Genomic DNA, 13,901 nt, shown 5'->3' with positions numbered 1-13,901 from the left:
TTATCAGGTTTTAAATCTGGCGGGTGTGGTGTAAGCCGCATCCGCTCATCGTTCTTTGGAAACAAAATGAAGAGTCAAAAAATTAGAATCCGCTTGAAGGCTTTCGACTATCGCTTAATCGATCAGTCAGCTGCAGAGATTGTTGATACAGCAAAACGTACTGGTGCTGTTGTTCGTGGTCCCGTCCCACTTCCAACGCGGATTCGCCGTTATGACATTTTGCGCTCTCCGCACGTGAACAAAAAATCACGTGATCAGTTGGAAATGCGTACCCATCAACGTTTGATGGATATTGTGGATCCCACTGACAAAACGGTCGATGCATTGATGCGTTTAGATCTACCTGCAGGTGTTGATGTTGAAATTGCATTGCAATAACAACATTTTGTTTTAGAAGTTCTTGTTAAGTTGTAAGAAAATTGCTACACTGTCAGGCTACCTGTCGTAGGGTTAATCCTATGACAGGTTTAAAAGAAGTGCACTCAGTCCGCTGAGATGCAGAATTTACCTATCCCCAACCAATCGAAGTTGGGTAACGGGTTTAACCCGGGAGTATAGAAGAATGTCGAACCCGACACAGACGCCGGCCGCTCATCGGCCAGGGCTTGTGGGTCGCAAGGTTGGCATGACTCGTATTTTTACAGAGGATGGCGTCTCTATCCCTGTAACAGTACTGGACGTGTCCAATAATCGCGTAACCCAAGTCAAGTCTCAAGAATCAGACGGTTACGCCGCGATTCAGCTCGCTTTCGGCGAGCGTAAAGCTTCTCGTATTAACAAACCCCAATCAGGTCACTTTGCCAAGGCCGGCGTAGAATCCGCTGCTGTCTTGAAAGAGTTCCGTCTCGATGCAGCATTGGTTGCAGAGTACGAGCCCGGTGCAGTGCTGACCGTTGAGTCTGTTTTTACAGAAGGTCAACAAGTTGATGTCACTGGTACCACCATTGGTAAAGGGTACGCAGGGGCAATCAAACGCCACAATTTCAGTTCACAACGTGCCTCTCACGGTAACTCGATTTCACACCGTGCACCTGGATCAATTGGTCACTCTCAAGATCCCGGTCGTGTGTTTCCAGGTAAGAGAATGTCTGGTCACATGGGTGATGTCACATGCACAGTGCAAAATCTGAGCGTTGTTCGCGTTGATGCAGAACGTGGCCTCCTTTTGGTGAAAGGCGCCGTGCCTGGTCACAACGATGGCTATATCGTTGTTCGTCACGCCGTTAAAACCCCTCTTAAGAAAGGAGCGTAAAGAATGGATATTAAGCTCCTGAATGAGCAAGGTGGCGCAGCTTCAACAGTCAGCGTTCCAGAAACTGTTTTTGGTCGTGACTTCAATGAAGCACTGATTCACCAGGTCGTAGTTGCCTATCAGGCAAACGCTCGCTCTGGTAACCGCGCACAAAAAGATCGCTCGGAAGTTAGTTATTCAACGAAAAAGCCTTGGCGTCAGAAAGGTACAGGACGCGCCCGCGCTGGTGCAGCGTCTTCACCATTGTGGCGTGGGGGTGGTCGTACATTCCCCAACAAGCCCGATGAAAACTTTAGCCATAAAGTGAACAAGAAAATGTATCGCGCAGGTGTGCGTTCAATCTTGTCGCAATTGGTTAGAGAAGATCGCGTCGCGATTGTTGATAGCTTCACGTTGGAATCTCCAAAAACCAAGTTAGCTGCAGAAAAACTGCGCGGCATGGGTTTGTTGGACTCTGTCCTGATCATTACAGACTCGATGGATGAAAACGTCTACCTCGCAACACGTAACTTGAAAAACGTTGCAGTTGTCGAGCCTAGATATGCTGACCCACTTTCGTTGATTCATTACAACCAGGTTCTGATCACGAAAGCTGCGGTTCAACAACTTGAGGAGATGTTGGGATGAACAACGAACGCTTATTGCAAGTTCTCCTCGCTCCAATTGTGACGGAGAAAGCGACAAACGTCGCTGAAAAGAACAACCAGATCGTTTTCCGCGTTGCAGCAGATGCAACAAAGCCGGAAATTAAAGCGGCGGTTGAGATGATGTTTAAGGTCGAAGTGGACTCTGTACAGGTTCTCATTCGTAAAGGCAAAGAAAAGCGTTTTGGGCGCTTTGTTGGTCGTCGCCGTAACGAAAAGAAAGCCTACGTGGTGTTGAAACCCGGTCAAGAGCTGAACTTCGCGGAGGTGAATTAAATGGCCCTCATTAAAACGAAGCCGACCTCACCAGGTCGCCGTGGAATGCTCAAAGTTGTCACACCAGGTTTGCATAAAGGCAAACCCGTTGACGGTCTGACTTCCAGCAAAAAACGCGGTTCAGGCCGTAACAATAATGGTCACATCACGATACGTCATCGTGGTGGTGGTCATAAACAGCAATATCGTATTGTTGACTTCCGTCGTAACAAAGACGGCATTCCAGCACGTGTTGAGCGTTTGGAATACGATCCTAACCGTACAGCACACTTGGCTTTGCTTTGCTACGCTGATGGTGAAAGACGATACATTATTGCTCCACGTGGTTTGGAAGTGGGTACAGTTCTGTTGTCGGGCGTTGATGCTCCGATTCGTGCTGGTAACACATTGCCAATCCGTAATATCCCTGTCGGTTCCACGATCCATTGCATTGAAATGATTCCTGGTAAAGGCGCTCAGATGGTTCGTTCCGCAGGTGCTTCAGCAATTTTGCTGGCACGTGAAGGTACTTACGCTCAAGTGCGTTTGCGCTCCGGTGAAGTTCGCCGCGTTCATATCGAATGTCGTGCAACGATCGGTGAAGTGGGCAATGAAAGCCATAGCCTGCGTCAGATCGGTAAAGCTGGTGCAAATCGCTGGCGTGGTATTCGCCCAACGGTCCGTGGTGTCGCCATGAACCCAATCGATCACCCACACGGTGGTGGTGAAGGTAAGACCGGTGAAGGCCGCGAACCAGTGAGCCCATGGGGTACCCCGACTAAGGGTTTCATCACCCGTCGCAACAAACGGACGAACAATATGATCGTCCAGCGTCGTAAGCGCAAATAAGAGGACGAAAAATGTCACGTTCGATTAAAAAAGGTCCGTTTGTCGATGCTCACCTTATTAAAAAGGTTGAGGAATCGATCGCGGAAAAAGGTAAAAAACCCATTAAAACTTGGTCACGTCGTTCAACGATTTTGCCTGAGTTTATTGGCTTAACGATTGCAGTTCACAACGGTCGTCAACACGTTCCTGTTTACATTAACGAGAACATGGTTGGTCACAAGCTTGGTGAATTTGCTTTGACACGCACCTTTAAAGGTCACGTCGCAGACAAGAAAGGCAGGAGATAAGCATGGAAACGACAGCAGTTATTCGTGGCGTGCGCATCTCTGCACAAAAAGCTAGACTTGTTGCCGACATGATCCGGGGCAAACCCGTTGCTCAAGCGATTGACACACTGACTTTCTTGAACAAGAAAGCTGCGGTCATCATCAAAAAGGCTGTTGAGTCAGCAATTGCCAATGCCGAGCACAATGACGGTGCCGACATTGATGAACTCAAGATTACGACGATCTACGTTGATAAAGGGCAGTCATTGAAGCGTTTCTCCGCACGAGCAAAAGGTCGTGGGAATCGCATTGAAAAACAAACCTGCCATATCACCGTCAAGGTCGGCGCTTAAGGAGTCACCATGGGTCAGAAAATTAACCCGATTGGGTTCCGCCTCGCTGTAACCAAGAACTGGGGATCACGTTGGTATGCTTCCGATAAGGATTTTAGCGACCTTCTGATTTCAGACGTTCGGGTTCGCGAGTATTTGAAACGGAAACTTAAAGCAGCTTCAGTTGGACGTGTTGTGATTGAGCGTCCTGCTAAGAATGCTCGTATTACGATTTATTCCGCACGTCCAGGTGTTGTGATTGGTAAGCGTGGTGAAGACATCGAAACACTCAAAGCTGACCTTCAGCGTTTGATGGGTGTTCCTGTTCATGTCAACATCGAAGAAATCCGCAAGCCAGAAACAGATGCACAGTTGATCGCGGATTCTATTGCGCAACAGCTTGAAAAGCGCATTCAGTTTCGCCGTGCAATGAAACGTGCGATGCAAAATGCGATGCGTTTAGGCGCACAGGGCATCAAAATCATGAGCTCTGGTCGTTTGAATGGTATCGAAATTGCCCGTACCGAATGGTATCGCGAAGGCCGAGTGCCTCTGCATACACTTCGTGCTCATATTGACTACGGTACTTCTGAAGCGCATACAACATATGGTCTGATCGGAATTAAGGTCTGGGTTTACAAGGGTGAAATGCTGCCTAACGGCGAACTCCCTGTTGAAGTCGCACCTTCACGTGAAGATGAACCACGCAGAAACCGTCGTCCCCGCGGTGATCGTCCAGGTCGTCCATCGGGCCCAGGTAGAAACACACGTGGAAACCGTCGCGGTGGAACTGGCGCGCGACCAGAAGCGGCTGTATCTGAAGGAGAATAAACATGCTGCAACCGTCACGCAGAAAATATCGTAAAGAGCAAAAAGGCCGAAACACCGGTCTGGCAACTCGCGGCACGCAAGTCTCATTTGGTGAGTTTGGACTTAAAGCCACAGGACGTGGTCGTTTGACAGCACGTCAGATTGAAGCAGCACGTCGAGCCATCAACCGTCACATTAAACGTGGTGGTCGTGTTTGGATTCGTGTATTTCCGGATAAGCCAATTTCCAAAAAACCTCTCGAGGTTCGTATGGGAAGCGGTAAGGGTAACCCAGAGTACTGGGTTGCTGAAATCCAGCCAGGCAAAGTGCTGTACGAAATGGAAGGTGTTAGCGAGGAATTGGCAAGAGAGGCGTTTCGTCTGGCTGCCGCCAAGCTTCCTTTCTCCACTACATTTGTGACCCGTCAACTTGGCGGTTAAGTACACACAAAGGAATACATGATGAAAGCTAGCGAATTACGCGAAAAAGACGTCAGCGAGCTGAAGACCGAATTAGAAAGCTTGTTAAAGGCTCAGTTTGGTCTGCGTATGCAGAAAGCAACTCAGCAGTTGACGAACAGTAGCGAACTGAAAAAGGTGCGTCGCGACATTGCACGCGTTCGTACAGTGCTGACAGAAAAAGCGGGAGCCTGATATGAGTGAAACCCAAGCCACCCCAGCCAAGCGTCAGCGTACGCTGACAGGCAAGGTAGTCAGTAACAAAATGGACAAAACAGTCGTCGTTCTTGTGGAACGCCGTGTTAAACATCCTTTGTTAGGTAAGTTCGTCAAGCGCTCTGCTAAGTACCAGGCGCACGATGAAAATAACCAGTACAACGAAGGCGACACGGTTGAAATCGCGGAATCCCGTCCGATTTCACGTAACAAGTCATGGCGTGTGACTGCTCTCGTTGAGGCAGCAAGAGTCATTTAAGTTACTGGTAGTAAGATACAAAAAACGCGACTTAATGTCGCGTTTTTTGTTGGTCGTTTAATGTGTGACTGCATTTGGAAAACACAGCCACGTTTTATCAGACGTGTGTAACAAATTTTGTGACCAAATAGCCATCAAATGTTTCGCTACCACCTTCACTGCCAATACCACTATCTTTGACACCACCAAATGGTGTTTCTGGTAAGGCGCTACCAAAGTGATTGATATTGACCATACCAACTTCTAAATCGTTAGAAAGTTTGGTCGAAGTTTGCAGTGAATTGGTAAATACGTAAGAAGACAGACCAAAAGGCAAGCTATTAGCACGCTTGGTCACTTCTTCGATCGTATCAAAAGGAACCAATGGAGCCACTGGTCCAAAGGGTTCTTCCTGCATGAGTTTAGAGTTGTCCGGAATATCAACAACGACTGTTGGTGGGAAAAAGAAGCCGTTACCAGGTAGTGGCTCACCGCCTAAGACGACTTTTCCACCATGTTGAAGTGCATCGTCAATAAATCCACTGATTGCTGGGACTCGGCGTTCGTGTGCGAGTGGACCCATTTCCACACCTTCAGCTAAACCATCACCAGTTTTGACGTTTTTAAGAACATCAGTAAATGCTTCAAGGAATGGATCAAAGACTTTGCGCTGCACATAGAATCTAGTAGGTGAGACACAAACCTGACCAGCGTTACGGATCTTAAATTTGGCAAGCATTTTTGCGGCCAACTCAATGTTCGCATCTTCGCATACGATCACTGGTGAATGTCCACCCAGTTCCATCGTGATGCGTTTCATATGAGCACCAGCCAAGGCTGCCAATTGTTTACCGACAGGTACAGAACCAGTAAACGAGACCTTGCGGGAAATCGGTGATCGAATCAGGTAGTCAGAGATGGTTGGTGGATCACCCCAAACAAGGTTCAATACACCGGGTGGCAAACCTGCATCATGAAACATTTGTGCAATTGCCATAACAGCACTGGGAGAGTCTTCTGGTCCTTTAAGGACGATAGTACAACCGGCACCGATCGCGGCTGCGACTTTACGGATAGCTTGGTTGTAAGGAAAGTTCCATGGCGTAAATGCCACGCATACTCCGATTGGTTCGCGCAAGACCATTTGGCGTACATCGGGTGATCTCGGAGTGATGATACGCCCATAAATTCGGCGACATTCTTCTGCATGCCAGTCTGCGTGATCAGCGCAGCTGATGAGTTCGCCCATGGATTCAGCAAGAGGCTTACCTTGGTCTAGTGTCATGTTTCGTGCAATCTCTGGTGCACGATCACGTGTCAACTGGGCTACCTTGCGCAAGATTGCTGAACGCTCCATGGGAGAAGAGTGTTTCCATGACTGAAATGCTCTATCTGCAGCTTCTAGGGCTGTCTGAAGATCTTCAGTTGTTGCATGGGGCAAATGTCCGAGAACTTCGCGGTTAGCGGGGTTGATAATTGGCTGGGTTTCGCGACCATCGGCCGCTATAAATTGACCATCAATGTATAGGGTTTGATTTGGATACATAGTTTGCCATTCAAAAAAGTTCGTGTTGTGTGTCATTGTGATGGTACAAGGAATTACAGCAGTAGGGTGAATAACTCACAATAATTGATAGACGAAATACAGATTAGTTTTCTCTGTTGAGTTAGCGTGGGTGTTCAGTTGTGACTTACAAGCGACTTGTATGATGGAAATACATTAGAGTTGTCAATTAACTACTTGCATTCAAACAAAAAACAAGTTATATTGGAAGACTTCCATGGGAAATCATATGGTTTATGTGAGCAAATCGTATGGTATGGAAGAGAAATGCACCCGTTTTCTGATTGCTATTTCACAATGAGTAGTCAAAGCGGATGTCTAACGAATTCGACCCAGGGCCATAGGCCTGACGGGACCAAAACTGATACGTAGGCAAAGCTTACGAATTAAGTTGGAACAGGATAAATCATGATTCAAATGCAGACCACGCTAAACGTGGCCGACAACACAGGTGCACGCTCCGTGATGTGCATCAAGGTGCTTGGTGGTTCACGTAGACGCTATGCCGCCATTGGCGACATTATTAAAGTAAGCGTCAAAGAAGCGGCTCCACGTGGCCGCGTAAAAAAAGGTGAGATTTATAACGCCGTTGTTGTGCGTACCGCAAAAGGCGTGCGTCGCCGCGACGGTTCGCTGATCAGCTTTGGTGGCAATGCAGCCGTATTGTTGAACGCCAAGCTCGAGCCAATTGGTACACGGATTTTTGGACCAGTAACACGTGAGCTGCGTACAGAGCGCTTTATGAAGATCGTGTCACTCGCTCCAGAAGTGTTGTAAGGGGCAAGAAATGGAAAAGATTCGTAAAGGTGACGAAGTCATCGTTCTGACAGGCAAAGACAAGCGTCGTCGTGGCACGGTGCTAAGTCGCGTTGGTACGGAACGTGTGTTGGTCGAAGGTATCAACGTCGTTAAGAAACATACACGTCCGAACCCAATGGCAGGTTTGCCAGGCGGCATCGTTGAAAAAAACATGCCAATTCACATTTCCAATGTGGCCATCTACAACCCACAGTCCGGCAAAGCTGACCGTGTTGGTATTAAAGAAGTTGATGGTCGTAAGGTGCGTGTCTTTCGCTCAAGTGGCGAAGTGATCGGCGCCAAAGCGTAAGGAATAGAAAATGGCACGTTTACAAACACAGTATCTTGAAACGGTTCGTCAGCAGTTGAAAGACCAATTTCAATACAAAAGCATTATGGAAGTGCCCCGCATCACGAAAATAACCCTGAACATGGGTGTTTCAGAAGCAGTTGCCGATCGCAAGGTTATTGAGCACGCGCTGTCTGATATGTCGAAAATTGCGGGTCAGAAGCCAGTTATTACCAAGAGCCGTAAGTCAATCGCCGGCTTTAAAATTCGTGATGGTTATCCAATCGGATGCATGGTGACCTTGAGAGGTCGTCAAATGTACGAATTCTTGGATCGTTTAATCAACGTGGCACTTCCACGCGTTCGCGACTTTCGTGGTGTGTCCGCAAAATCGTTCGACGGTCGTGGTAACTACAGCCTCGGTGTGAAAGAGCAAATCATTTTCCCCGAGATTGAGTACGACAAGATTGACGTTCTGCGCGGCTTGGATATCAATATCACGACAACCGCCAAATCTGACGAGGAAGCAAGAGCACTGCTTGGTGCATTTAACTTCCCGTTCCGTAATTAAGAGGCAATCAAGTGGCAAAACTTTCACTGATTAACCGTAATGTTAAACGGCAAAAGCTGGTCGAAAAGTATGCGTCTAAGCGTAGTGCGCTGCAGGCCATTATCAACGACCAATCTAAGTCGGATGAAGAGCGTTATGAAGCGCGTCTGAAATTGCAGCAGTTTCCCCGTAATGCGAGTCCAACACGCGTTCGCAATCGCTGCGCTATTACTGGCCGGCCCCGTGGCGTGTTCCGTAAGTTCGGATTGGGTCGTAACAAATTGCGCGAATTGGCCATGAAGGGTGAAATCCCCGGCGTGACCAAGGGTAGCTGGTAGGAGAATACATCATGAGTATGAGCGATCCAATCGCAGATATGCTGACGCGTATCAGAAATGCGCAAATGGTCGATAAGCCGACCGTTTCGATGCCTAGTTCGAAAGTCAAGGTGTCGATTGCTAAAGTGTTGCAGGACGAAGGTTATGTTGATGGCTATGAAGTCGTTGGCGATCCTAAGAAGCCTGAGCTGAAGATCACACTGAAATACTACGCCGGTCGCCCAGTTATTGAGCGAATCGAACGTGTTTCACGTCCGGGACTGCGGATTTATCGTAACCGCACATCAATTCCTGAAGTGATGAATGGTTTGGGTGTGGCAATTATTTCAACGTCTCACGGCGTGATGACTGATAGAAAAGCGCGTGCAACCGGTATCGGTGGCGAAGTGCTTTGCTACGTCGCGTAAGGGGGATTAAGAATGTCACGTATTGCTAATTACCCAGTTGAGATTCCTAAAGGCGTTGAGACAACAATTACAGCTGATCTGATTACAGTTAAAGGTCCTTTGGGCACCTTGACTCAGGATTTGGGTGGTGAGGTTGTTATCAACCAGGAAGATGGTAAGTTGACCTTTGCTGTTGCTGATGATTCACGTCATGCAAAGGCGATGTCAGGTACTTTGCGCGCGTTGGTTGCCAACATGGTGACAGGCGTTAGCAAAGGGTTTGAGCGCAAACTGAATTTGGTTGGCGTTGGATACCGCGTGCAAGCTCAAGGCAATGCTTTGAAGTTGCAACTTGGTTTTTCCCATGACATCATTTTTGATCTACCAGAAGGTGTGAAGGCTGAGTGCCCAACTCAGACTGAAATTGTTCTGAAAGGATCAAATAAGCAGGTGATTGGACAGGCTGCGGCTAAGATTCGTGGTTTTCGTCCACCCGAGCCCTATAAAGGCAAAGGTGTTCGGTATGCAGATGAGCATATCGTGCTCAAAGAAACCAAGAAGAAATAATCGCGCCGACAAGGATAAGTTATGGATAAGAAAACATCTCGTTTGCGTCGCGCGGTACCAACACGCCGGAAAATCGCTCAGTTGCGTATGCACCGGCTGGCAGTGTTCCGCTCGAACCAACATATTTATGCAAACATTACGACACCTGATGGAGACCGCGTGTTGGTTTCTGCATCGACAAACGAAGCAGAAATTCGTCAGCAGTTAGCATCTGAAACGGGTCGTGGTGGTAATACTTCAGCCGCTGCCATCATTGGTAAGCGTGTTGCTGAAAAGGCCAAAGCAGCCGGTATCGAACAAGTTGCGTTCGACCGTGCAGGCTATCGTTTTCATGGGCGTGTGAAGGCTCTTGCCGAAGCAGCTCGTGAAGCCGGTCTCAAGTTTTAATAGGCGAGGGAAAGTCAAATGGCTAGAGCACAAGGCAGACATGCCCAGGAAGAGCGTGATGACGGTCTTCGCGAAAAAATGATTGCGGTCAATCGCGTCAGCAAAGTGGTTAAAGGTGGTCGTACGATGAGTTTCGCCGCCCTGACCGTTGTAGGTGACGGCGATGGACGCGTTGGTATGGGTAAAGGTAAAGCACGTGAAGTGCCTGTGGCTGTACAAAAAGCGATGGAGCAAGCTCGTCGTGATTTGTTTAAAGTGCCCTTGAATAACGGCACTGTTTACCACGCTGTTGTTGGTCGTCACGGAGCCTCCAAGGTTCTGATTTCGCCCGCATCAGAAGGTACCGGTGTGATTGCAGGTGGTCCGATGCGCGCTATTTTTGAAGTGTTGGGCGTTCGTGACGTGGTTGCTAAGAGCTTGGGCTCCAGTAACCCCTACAACCTAGTTCGTGCAACACTGAATGGTCTTCGCCAAGCAATGACACCTTCCGAGGTGGCAGCTAAGCGTGGCAAGTCCGTTGAAGAGATTCTGGGGTAAGACATGGCACAAAAGCAGATCAAGGTCAAGCTGGTGCGTTCAGTTATTGGCACCAAAGCAGACCACCGCGACACAGTACGCGGTTTGGGACTGCGACGCCTTAACAGCTCGCGGGTACTTAACGATACGCCGGAAGTTCGGGGCATGATCCGTAAAGTGGATTATCTCCTCGAAGTTTCCGAAGTCTAAGAGGATTTAGACCATGTCGGATATGCAACTTAATACACTGGCACCTGCAGAAGGTGCCAAGCACGAGCGTCGTCGTGTCGGTCGGGGCGTCGGTTCCGGATTCGGTAAGACAGCAGGTCGTGGTCATAAAGGTCAGAAATCACGTTCAGGCGGATTTCATAAAGTCGGATTTGAAGGCGGTCAAATGCCTTTGTACCGTCGCTTGCCAAAGCGTGGCTTTACTAGCCGCGTGAAAGCATTCACAGCACAAGTACGTCTTTCTGATCTCGAGAAAATGAACGTTGATAACGTTGACTTAGCAGCTTTGAAACAAGCTGGTGTGGTTGGCGAGACAGTTCGTTTTGCGAAAGTGTTTAAATCAGGCGAGTTGACACGTAAAGTGTCGATCCAAGGCTTGGGTGTGACCGCAGGTGCACGCGCAGCCATTGAAGCCGCTGGCGGTTCGATCGCTTAATTGCGGAGTTTAAGATTGGCTACTCAGGCAACCGGTAAAACAGGCGCACGTTATGGGGATCTAGGCAAACGTCTTGGATTCCTCATCATGGCTCTTGTTGTCTATCGCCTCGGAACACATATTCCAGTTCCTGGAATTCATCCCGAAGCTCTGGCAGATTTATTCCGTCAGAACGAAGGTGGAATTCTGGGTCTGTTCAACATGTTTTCTGGTGGCGCGCTTTCACGATTCTCGATTTTTGCGCTCGGAATCATGCCTTACATTTCGGCTTCCATTATCATGCAGTTGATGACGGCCGTTGTACCTTCTCTTGAGGCTATTAAGAAAGAAGGTGAGGCAGGACGACGCAAGATTACGCAGTACACGCGCTATGGAACCGTTTTGTTGGCGTTTGTACAAGCGGTGGGAATCTCTGTTGCGTTAGAAGCGCAGCCGGGACTGGTTATTGAGCCAGGCATCATGTTCCGTGTAACCACAATTGTGACGCTTGTCACAGGCACGATGTTTGTGATGTGGTTGGGTGAACAGATCACCGAGCGTGGTATTGGTAACGGTATTTCCATCATCATTTTCTCCGGAATTGTTGCTGGACTTCCCTCAGCGTTGGCTGGACTGTTTGAATTGGTGAGAACCAACGCAATGTCCGTGTTGTCTGCGTTGTTTATTCTTGTGCTTGTTGTTGCTGTGACTGCATTTGTTGTGCTTGTCGAGCGAGGCCAGCGTAAGATCACCGTGAACTATGCCAAGAGACAAGTGGGCAATCGGATGTATGCTGGTCAGACATCACACTTGCCACTTAAGCTGAACATGGCTGGTGTGATTCCACCAATCTTTGCTTCATCAATTATTTTGTTTCCAGCCACGATTAGTAGCTGGTTTGCAAGCGGTGAACACTTCGCGTGGTTGACTGATTTGGCGGCTGCTTTAGCACCACGTCAGCCTCTGTACATCACGCTCTATGCCTCTGCAATTATCTTCTTTTGCTTTTTCTATACTGCGTTGGTTTTTAACAGTAAAGAAACTGCGGATAATTTGAAGCGTAGTGGTGCTTTAATTCCCGGAATTCGTCCGGGGGAGCAAACGGCTAGATTTATTGATAAAATCTTGACCCGTTTGACATTGGCCGGGGCGCTCTACATCACACTGGTGTGTTTGCTGCCCGAATTCTTGGTCATGCGTTGGAACGTTCCATTCTATTTCGGTGGAACATCCCTGCTGATCATTGTGGTGGTCACAATGGACTTCATGGCCCAGGTGCAAGCCTACCTGATGTCCCATCAGTATGAGTCGCTCTTGAAGAAGGCCAACTTCAAAGGCACTAACTTACCAATGAGATAAGCGAAAAGAATGTCAAAGGACGACGTTATTCAAATGCAAGGTGAGGTTGTTGAAAACCTCCCGAACGCGACATTTCGCGTCAAGCTAGAAAATGGTCATATGGTACTTGGCCATATTTCAGGCAAGATGCGTATGCATTACATCCGGATTTTACCGGGCGACAAGGTCACTGTGGAGCTCACGCCATATGATCTGACTCGCGCTAGGATTGTGTTCCGGTCTAAGTGACTGAACAGACAAGGACGATAGGAGTCATTCATGAAAGTTATGGCATCGGTCAAACGTATTTGCAGACACTGCAAAATTATTAAACGTCACGGTGTGGTGAGAGTCATCTGCACCGATCCCCGTCACAAGCAGCGCCAGGGTTGATCTGGTTGCAATGATAATTATCTAAGGAAAAGCCATGGCCCGTATTGCTGGCATCAACATTCCGCCCCATCAGCACACCGAAATCGGTTTGACCGCAATTTTCGGTATCGGACGTACTCGTGCTCGTATGATTTGTGAGTCCGCTTCAGTTCCTACAACTAAAAAAGTTAAGGATCTAACGGATGAAGAACTCGAACGCATCCGCGAGCATGTCGGTGTGTTTATGATTGAAGGTGATCTTCGTCGTGAAGTTCAGCTGTCAATCAAACGACTGATGGACATGGGTTCGTATAGAGGCATGCGCCACAGACGTGGTCTGCCTGTACACGGTCAACGTACCCGCACCAACGCACGTACCCGTAAAGGTCCACGTCGCGCTGCGGCTAGCTTGAAAAAATAAGGAGATCTCAAGATGGCAAAGGCCGGTTCCGGCGCATCTCGAGTGCGCAAGAAAGTCAGAAAGAACATTGCGGATGGCATCGCGCACATCCATGCTTCTTTCAACAACACGATCATTACCATTACTGACCGTCAGGGCAACACACTGTCCTGGGCAACATCTGGTGGTGCAGGTTTTAAGGGTTCACGTAAATCGACACCTTTTGCTGCACAGGTTGCTGCTGAAGCGGCAGGTAAGGCTGCGATCGAATGTGGTATCAAAAACCTCGAAGTTCAGATCAAAGGGCCTGGACCAGGTCGTGAGTCTTCAGTGCGTGCACTGAATGCTTTGGGAATCCGTATTTCCAGCATTTCCGACATCACACCTCTCCCGCACAATGGATGCCGCCCGCCTAAGCGTCGTCGTATTTAAG

General features: G+C 48.5%; 27 protein-coding genes. 26 read left to right on the top strand and 1 reads right to left on the bottom strand.

The window, feature by feature from the left end:
* Window positions 1–66 precede the first annotated feature (66 nt).
* From rpsJ to rpsQ, 11 genes are all read left to right on the top strand, one after another.
* Window positions 67–378: a 30S ribosomal protein S10 gene (rpsJ, locus tag ACOI06_RS10550; protein ID WP_420662543.1), complete on the top strand. Its 312-nt coding sequence runs from the start codon at window positions 67–69 to the stop codon at window positions 376–378.
* Window positions 379–562: 184 nt separating this feature from the next.
* A complete protein-coding gene (gene rplC, locus ACOI06_RS10545; RefSeq protein ID WP_420662536.1) occupies window positions 563–1,252 on the top strand; it encodes a 50S ribosomal protein L3 in 690 nt (229 codons plus the stop codon).
* A gap of 3 nt (window positions 1,253–1,255) precedes the next feature.
* Complete coding sequence (gene rplD / locus ACOI06_RS10540; RefSeq protein WP_420662535.1) at window positions 1,256–1,879, top strand: 50S ribosomal protein L4; 624 nt, start codon at window positions 1,256–1,258, stop codon at window positions 1,877–1,879.
* Window positions 1,876–2,172, top strand: a complete 297-nt coding sequence (gene rplW, locus ACOI06_RS10535) for a 50S ribosomal protein L23 (RefSeq protein WP_420662534.1) — start codon at window positions 1,876–1,878, stop codon at window positions 2,170–2,172. Before rplD ends, rplW begins: the two co-directional genes overlap by 4 nt.
* Window positions 2,173–3,000, top strand: coding sequence for a 50S ribosomal protein L2 (gene rplB / locus ACOI06_RS10530; RefSeq protein WP_420662533.1), 828 nt, complete (start codon window positions 2,173–2,175; stop codon window positions 2,998–3,000). It begins immediately after the preceding gene.
* 11 nt (window positions 3,001–3,011) lie between these two features.
* A complete protein-coding gene (rpsS, locus tag ACOI06_RS10525; RefSeq protein ID WP_420662532.1) occupies window positions 3,012–3,287 on the top strand; it encodes a 30S ribosomal protein S19 in 276 nt (91 codons plus the stop codon).
* Between the two features lie 2 nt (window positions 3,288–3,289).
* A complete protein-coding gene (gene rplV / locus ACOI06_RS10520) occupies window positions 3,290–3,619 on the top strand; it encodes a 50S ribosomal protein L22 (RefSeq protein WP_420662531.1) in 330 nt (109 codons plus the stop codon).
* A gap of 9 nt (window positions 3,620–3,628) precedes the next feature.
* On the top strand, window positions 3,629–4,429 hold the full coding sequence (rpsC, locus tag ACOI06_RS10515; RefSeq protein ID WP_420662530.1) for a 30S ribosomal protein S3: 801 nt from the start codon (window positions 3,629–3,631) through the stop codon (window positions 4,427–4,429).
* 2 nt (window positions 4,430–4,431) lie between these two features.
* Window positions 4,432–4,848 (top strand): 50S ribosomal protein L16, encoded by a 417-nt coding sequence (gene rplP / locus ACOI06_RS10510; RefSeq protein WP_420662529.1) that lies wholly within the window; start codon window positions 4,432–4,434, stop codon window positions 4,846–4,848.
* Window positions 4,849–4,869: 21 nt separating this feature from the next.
* Window positions 4,870–5,061, top strand: coding sequence for a 50S ribosomal protein L29 (gene rpmC / locus ACOI06_RS10505; RefSeq protein ID WP_420662542.1), 192 nt, complete (start codon window positions 4,870–4,872; stop codon window positions 5,059–5,061).
* A 1-nt stretch (window position 5,062) separates the two neighbouring features.
* Window positions 5,063–5,341 (top strand): 30S ribosomal protein S17, encoded by a 279-nt coding sequence (gene rpsQ / locus ACOI06_RS10500; RefSeq protein ID WP_420662528.1) that lies wholly within the window; start codon window positions 5,063–5,065, stop codon window positions 5,339–5,341.
* 97 nt (window positions 5,342–5,438) lie between these two features.
* Here rpsQ and ACOI06_RS10495 read toward each other — a convergent pair whose 3' ends face one another.
* Window positions 5,439–6,866, bottom strand: coding sequence for an NAD-dependent succinate-semialdehyde dehydrogenase (locus ACOI06_RS10495; protein WP_420662527.1), 1,428 nt, complete (start codon window positions 6,864–6,866; stop codon window positions 5,439–5,441).
* Between the two features lie 426 nt (window positions 6,867–7,292).
* On the opposite strand from ACOI06_RS10495, the gene rplN reads away from it, so the two are divergent.
* The 15 genes from rplN to rpsK are packed head-to-tail and all read left to right on the top strand — an operon-like array spanning window position 7,293 to window position 13,900.
* Window positions 7,293–7,661 (top strand): 50S ribosomal protein L14, encoded by a 369-nt coding sequence (rplN, locus tag ACOI06_RS10490; protein WP_420662526.1) that lies wholly within the window; start codon window positions 7,293–7,295, stop codon window positions 7,659–7,661.
* A gap of 10 nt (window positions 7,662–7,671) precedes the next feature.
* Window positions 7,672–7,992, top strand: coding sequence for a 50S ribosomal protein L24 (gene rplX / locus ACOI06_RS10485; RefSeq protein WP_420662525.1), 321 nt, complete (start codon window positions 7,672–7,674; stop codon window positions 7,990–7,992).
* Window positions 7,993–8,002: 10 nt separating this feature from the next.
* On the top strand, window positions 8,003–8,542 hold the full coding sequence (gene rplE, locus ACOI06_RS10480) for a 50S ribosomal protein L5 (protein WP_420662524.1): 540 nt from the start codon (window positions 8,003–8,005) through the stop codon (window positions 8,540–8,542).
* 11 nt (window positions 8,543–8,553) lie between these two features.
* Window positions 8,554–8,859: a 30S ribosomal protein S14 gene (gene rpsN / locus ACOI06_RS10475; protein WP_420662523.1), complete on the top strand. Its 306-nt coding sequence runs from the start codon at window positions 8,554–8,556 to the stop codon at window positions 8,857–8,859.
* Between the two features lie 11 nt (window positions 8,860–8,870).
* On the top strand, window positions 8,871–9,266 hold the full coding sequence (gene rpsH, locus ACOI06_RS10470; protein WP_420662522.1) for a 30S ribosomal protein S8: 396 nt from the start codon (window positions 8,871–8,873) through the stop codon (window positions 9,264–9,266).
* Window positions 9,267–9,278: 12 nt separating this feature from the next.
* Window positions 9,279–9,812, top strand: a complete 534-nt coding sequence (gene rplF / locus ACOI06_RS10465; protein WP_420662521.1) for a 50S ribosomal protein L6 — start codon at window positions 9,279–9,281, stop codon at window positions 9,810–9,812.
* Between the two features lie 21 nt (window positions 9,813–9,833).
* Window positions 9,834–10,199, top strand: coding sequence for a 50S ribosomal protein L18 (gene rplR, locus ACOI06_RS10460; RefSeq protein ID WP_420662520.1), 366 nt, complete (start codon window positions 9,834–9,836; stop codon window positions 10,197–10,199).
* 18 nt (window positions 10,200–10,217) lie between these two features.
* Window positions 10,218–10,736, top strand: coding sequence for a 30S ribosomal protein S5 (gene rpsE / locus ACOI06_RS10455; RefSeq protein WP_420662519.1), 519 nt, complete (start codon window positions 10,218–10,220; stop codon window positions 10,734–10,736).
* A gap of 3 nt (window positions 10,737–10,739) precedes the next feature.
* A complete protein-coding gene (rpmD, locus tag ACOI06_RS10450) occupies window positions 10,740–10,925 on the top strand; it encodes a 50S ribosomal protein L30 (protein ID WP_420662518.1) in 186 nt (61 codons plus the stop codon).
* 22 nt (window positions 10,926–10,947) lie between these two features.
* The gene (rplO, locus tag ACOI06_RS10445) at window positions 10,948–11,379 is read left to right on the top strand and encodes a 50S ribosomal protein L15 (RefSeq protein ID WP_420662541.1); all 432 of its coding nucleotides are present in this window, start codon (window positions 10,948–10,950) and stop codon (window positions 11,377–11,379) included.
* A 15-nt stretch (window positions 11,380–11,394) separates the two neighbouring features.
* On the top strand, window positions 11,395–12,717 hold the full coding sequence (gene secY, locus ACOI06_RS10440; protein ID WP_420662517.1) for a preprotein translocase subunit SecY: 1,323 nt from the start codon (window positions 11,395–11,397) through the stop codon (window positions 12,715–12,717).
* Between the two features lie 9 nt (window positions 12,718–12,726).
* Complete coding sequence (gene infA, locus ACOI06_RS10435) at window positions 12,727–12,945, top strand: translation initiation factor IF-1 (protein ID WP_420662516.1); 219 nt, start codon at window positions 12,727–12,729, stop codon at window positions 12,943–12,945.
* A 30-nt stretch (window positions 12,946–12,975) separates the two neighbouring features.
* Window positions 12,976–13,089, top strand: coding sequence for a 50S ribosomal protein L36 (gene rpmJ, locus ACOI06_RS10430; RefSeq protein ID WP_026349781.1), 114 nt, complete (start codon window positions 12,976–12,978; stop codon window positions 13,087–13,089).
* Between the two features lie 34 nt (window positions 13,090–13,123).
* Window positions 13,124–13,489: a 30S ribosomal protein S13 gene (gene rpsM / locus ACOI06_RS10425; protein ID WP_420662515.1), complete on the top strand. Its 366-nt coding sequence runs from the start codon at window positions 13,124–13,126 to the stop codon at window positions 13,487–13,489.
* 12 nt (window positions 13,490–13,501) lie between these two features.
* A complete protein-coding gene (gene rpsK, locus ACOI06_RS10420) occupies window positions 13,502–13,900 on the top strand; it encodes a 30S ribosomal protein S11 (protein WP_420662514.1) in 399 nt (132 codons plus the stop codon).
* Window position 13,901: the final 1 nt, after the last annotated feature.

It is taken from the genome of Orrella sp. 11846 (assembly GCF_048820935.1).
GTDB lineage: Bacteria > Pseudomonadota > Gammaproteobacteria > Burkholderiales > Burkholderiaceae_B > Algicoccus.
This window is presented reverse-complemented; position numbering and strand designations above follow the sequence as displayed.

Bases quoted from the DNA above. Each gene is read 5' to 3' on its own strand.
- rplP (WP_420662529.1), top strand. From the start codon at position 4,432: ATGCTGCAACCGTCACGCAGAAAATATCGTAAAGAGCAAAAAGGCCGA.
- rplF (WP_420662521.1), top strand. From the start codon at position 9,279: ATGTCACGTATTGCTAATTACCCAGTTGAGATTCCTAAAGGCGTTGAG.
- rpmD (WP_420662518.1), top strand. From the start codon at position 10,740: ATGGCACAAAAGCAGATCAAGGTCAAGCTGGTGCGTTCAGTTATTGGC.
- infA (WP_420662516.1), top strand. From the start codon at position 12,727: ATGTCAAAGGACGACGTTATTCAAATGCAAGGTGAGGTTGTTGAAAAC.
- rpsH (WP_420662522.1), top strand. From the start codon at position 8,871: ATGAGTATGAGCGATCCAATCGCAGATATGCTGACGCGTATCAGAAAT.
- rpsK (WP_420662514.1), top strand. From the start codon at position 13,502: ATGGCAAAGGCCGGTTCCGGCGCATCTCGAGTGCGCAAGAAAGTCAGA.
- rplX (WP_420662525.1), top strand. From the start codon at position 7,672: ATGGAAAAGATTCGTAAAGGTGACGAAGTCATCGTTCTGACAGGCAAA.
- rplW (WP_420662534.1), top strand. From the start codon at position 1,876: ATGAACAACGAACGCTTATTGCAAGTTCTCCTCGCTCCAATTGTGACG.
- rpsC (WP_420662530.1), top strand. From the start codon at position 3,629: ATGGGTCAGAAAATTAACCCGATTGGGTTCCGCCTCGCTGTAACCAAG.
- rplC (WP_420662536.1), top strand. From the start codon at position 563: ATGTCGAACCCGACACAGACGCCGGCCGCTCATCGGCCAGGGCTTGTG.
- rplD (WP_420662535.1), top strand. From the start codon at position 1,256: ATGGATATTAAGCTCCTGAATGAGCAAGGTGGCGCAGCTTCAACAGTC.
- rplR (WP_420662520.1), top strand. From the start codon at position 9,834: ATGGATAAGAAAACATCTCGTTTGCGTCGCGCGGTACCAACACGCCGG.
- rplN (WP_420662526.1), top strand. From the start codon at position 7,293: ATGATTCAAATGCAGACCACGCTAAACGTGGCCGACAACACAGGTGCA.
- rplV (WP_420662531.1), top strand. From the start codon at position 3,290: ATGGAAACGACAGCAGTTATTCGTGGCGTGCGCATCTCTGCACAAAAA.
- ACOI06_RS10495 (WP_420662527.1), bottom strand. From the start codon at position 6,866: ATGTATCCAAATCAAACCCTATACATTGATGGTCAATTTATAGCGGCC.
- rpsM (WP_420662515.1), top strand. From the start codon at position 13,124: ATGGCCCGTATTGCTGGCATCAACATTCCGCCCCATCAGCACACCGAA.
- rpmC (WP_420662542.1), top strand. From the start codon at position 4,870: ATGAAAGCTAGCGAATTACGCGAAAAAGACGTCAGCGAGCTGAAGACC.
- rpsJ (WP_420662543.1), top strand. From the start codon at position 67: ATGAAGAGTCAAAAAATTAGAATCCGCTTGAAGGCTTTCGACTATCGC.
- rpsS (WP_420662532.1), top strand. From the start codon at position 3,012: ATGTCACGTTCGATTAAAAAAGGTCCGTTTGTCGATGCTCACCTTATT.
- rplO (WP_420662541.1), top strand. From the start codon at position 10,948: ATGCAACTTAATACACTGGCACCTGCAGAAGGTGCCAAGCACGAGCGT.
- rpsE (WP_420662519.1), top strand. From the start codon at position 10,218: ATGGCTAGAGCACAAGGCAGACATGCCCAGGAAGAGCGTGATGACGGT.
- rplE (WP_420662524.1), top strand. From the start codon at position 8,003: ATGGCACGTTTACAAACACAGTATCTTGAAACGGTTCGTCAGCAGTTG.
- rpmJ (WP_026349781.1), top strand. From the start codon at position 12,976: ATGAAAGTTATGGCATCGGTCAAACGTATTTGCAGACACTGCAAAATT.
- rplB (WP_420662533.1), top strand. From the start codon at position 2,173: ATGGCCCTCATTAAAACGAAGCCGACCTCACCAGGTCGCCGTGGAATG.
- rpsQ (WP_420662528.1), top strand. From the start codon at position 5,063: ATGAGTGAAACCCAAGCCACCCCAGCCAAGCGTCAGCGTACGCTGACA.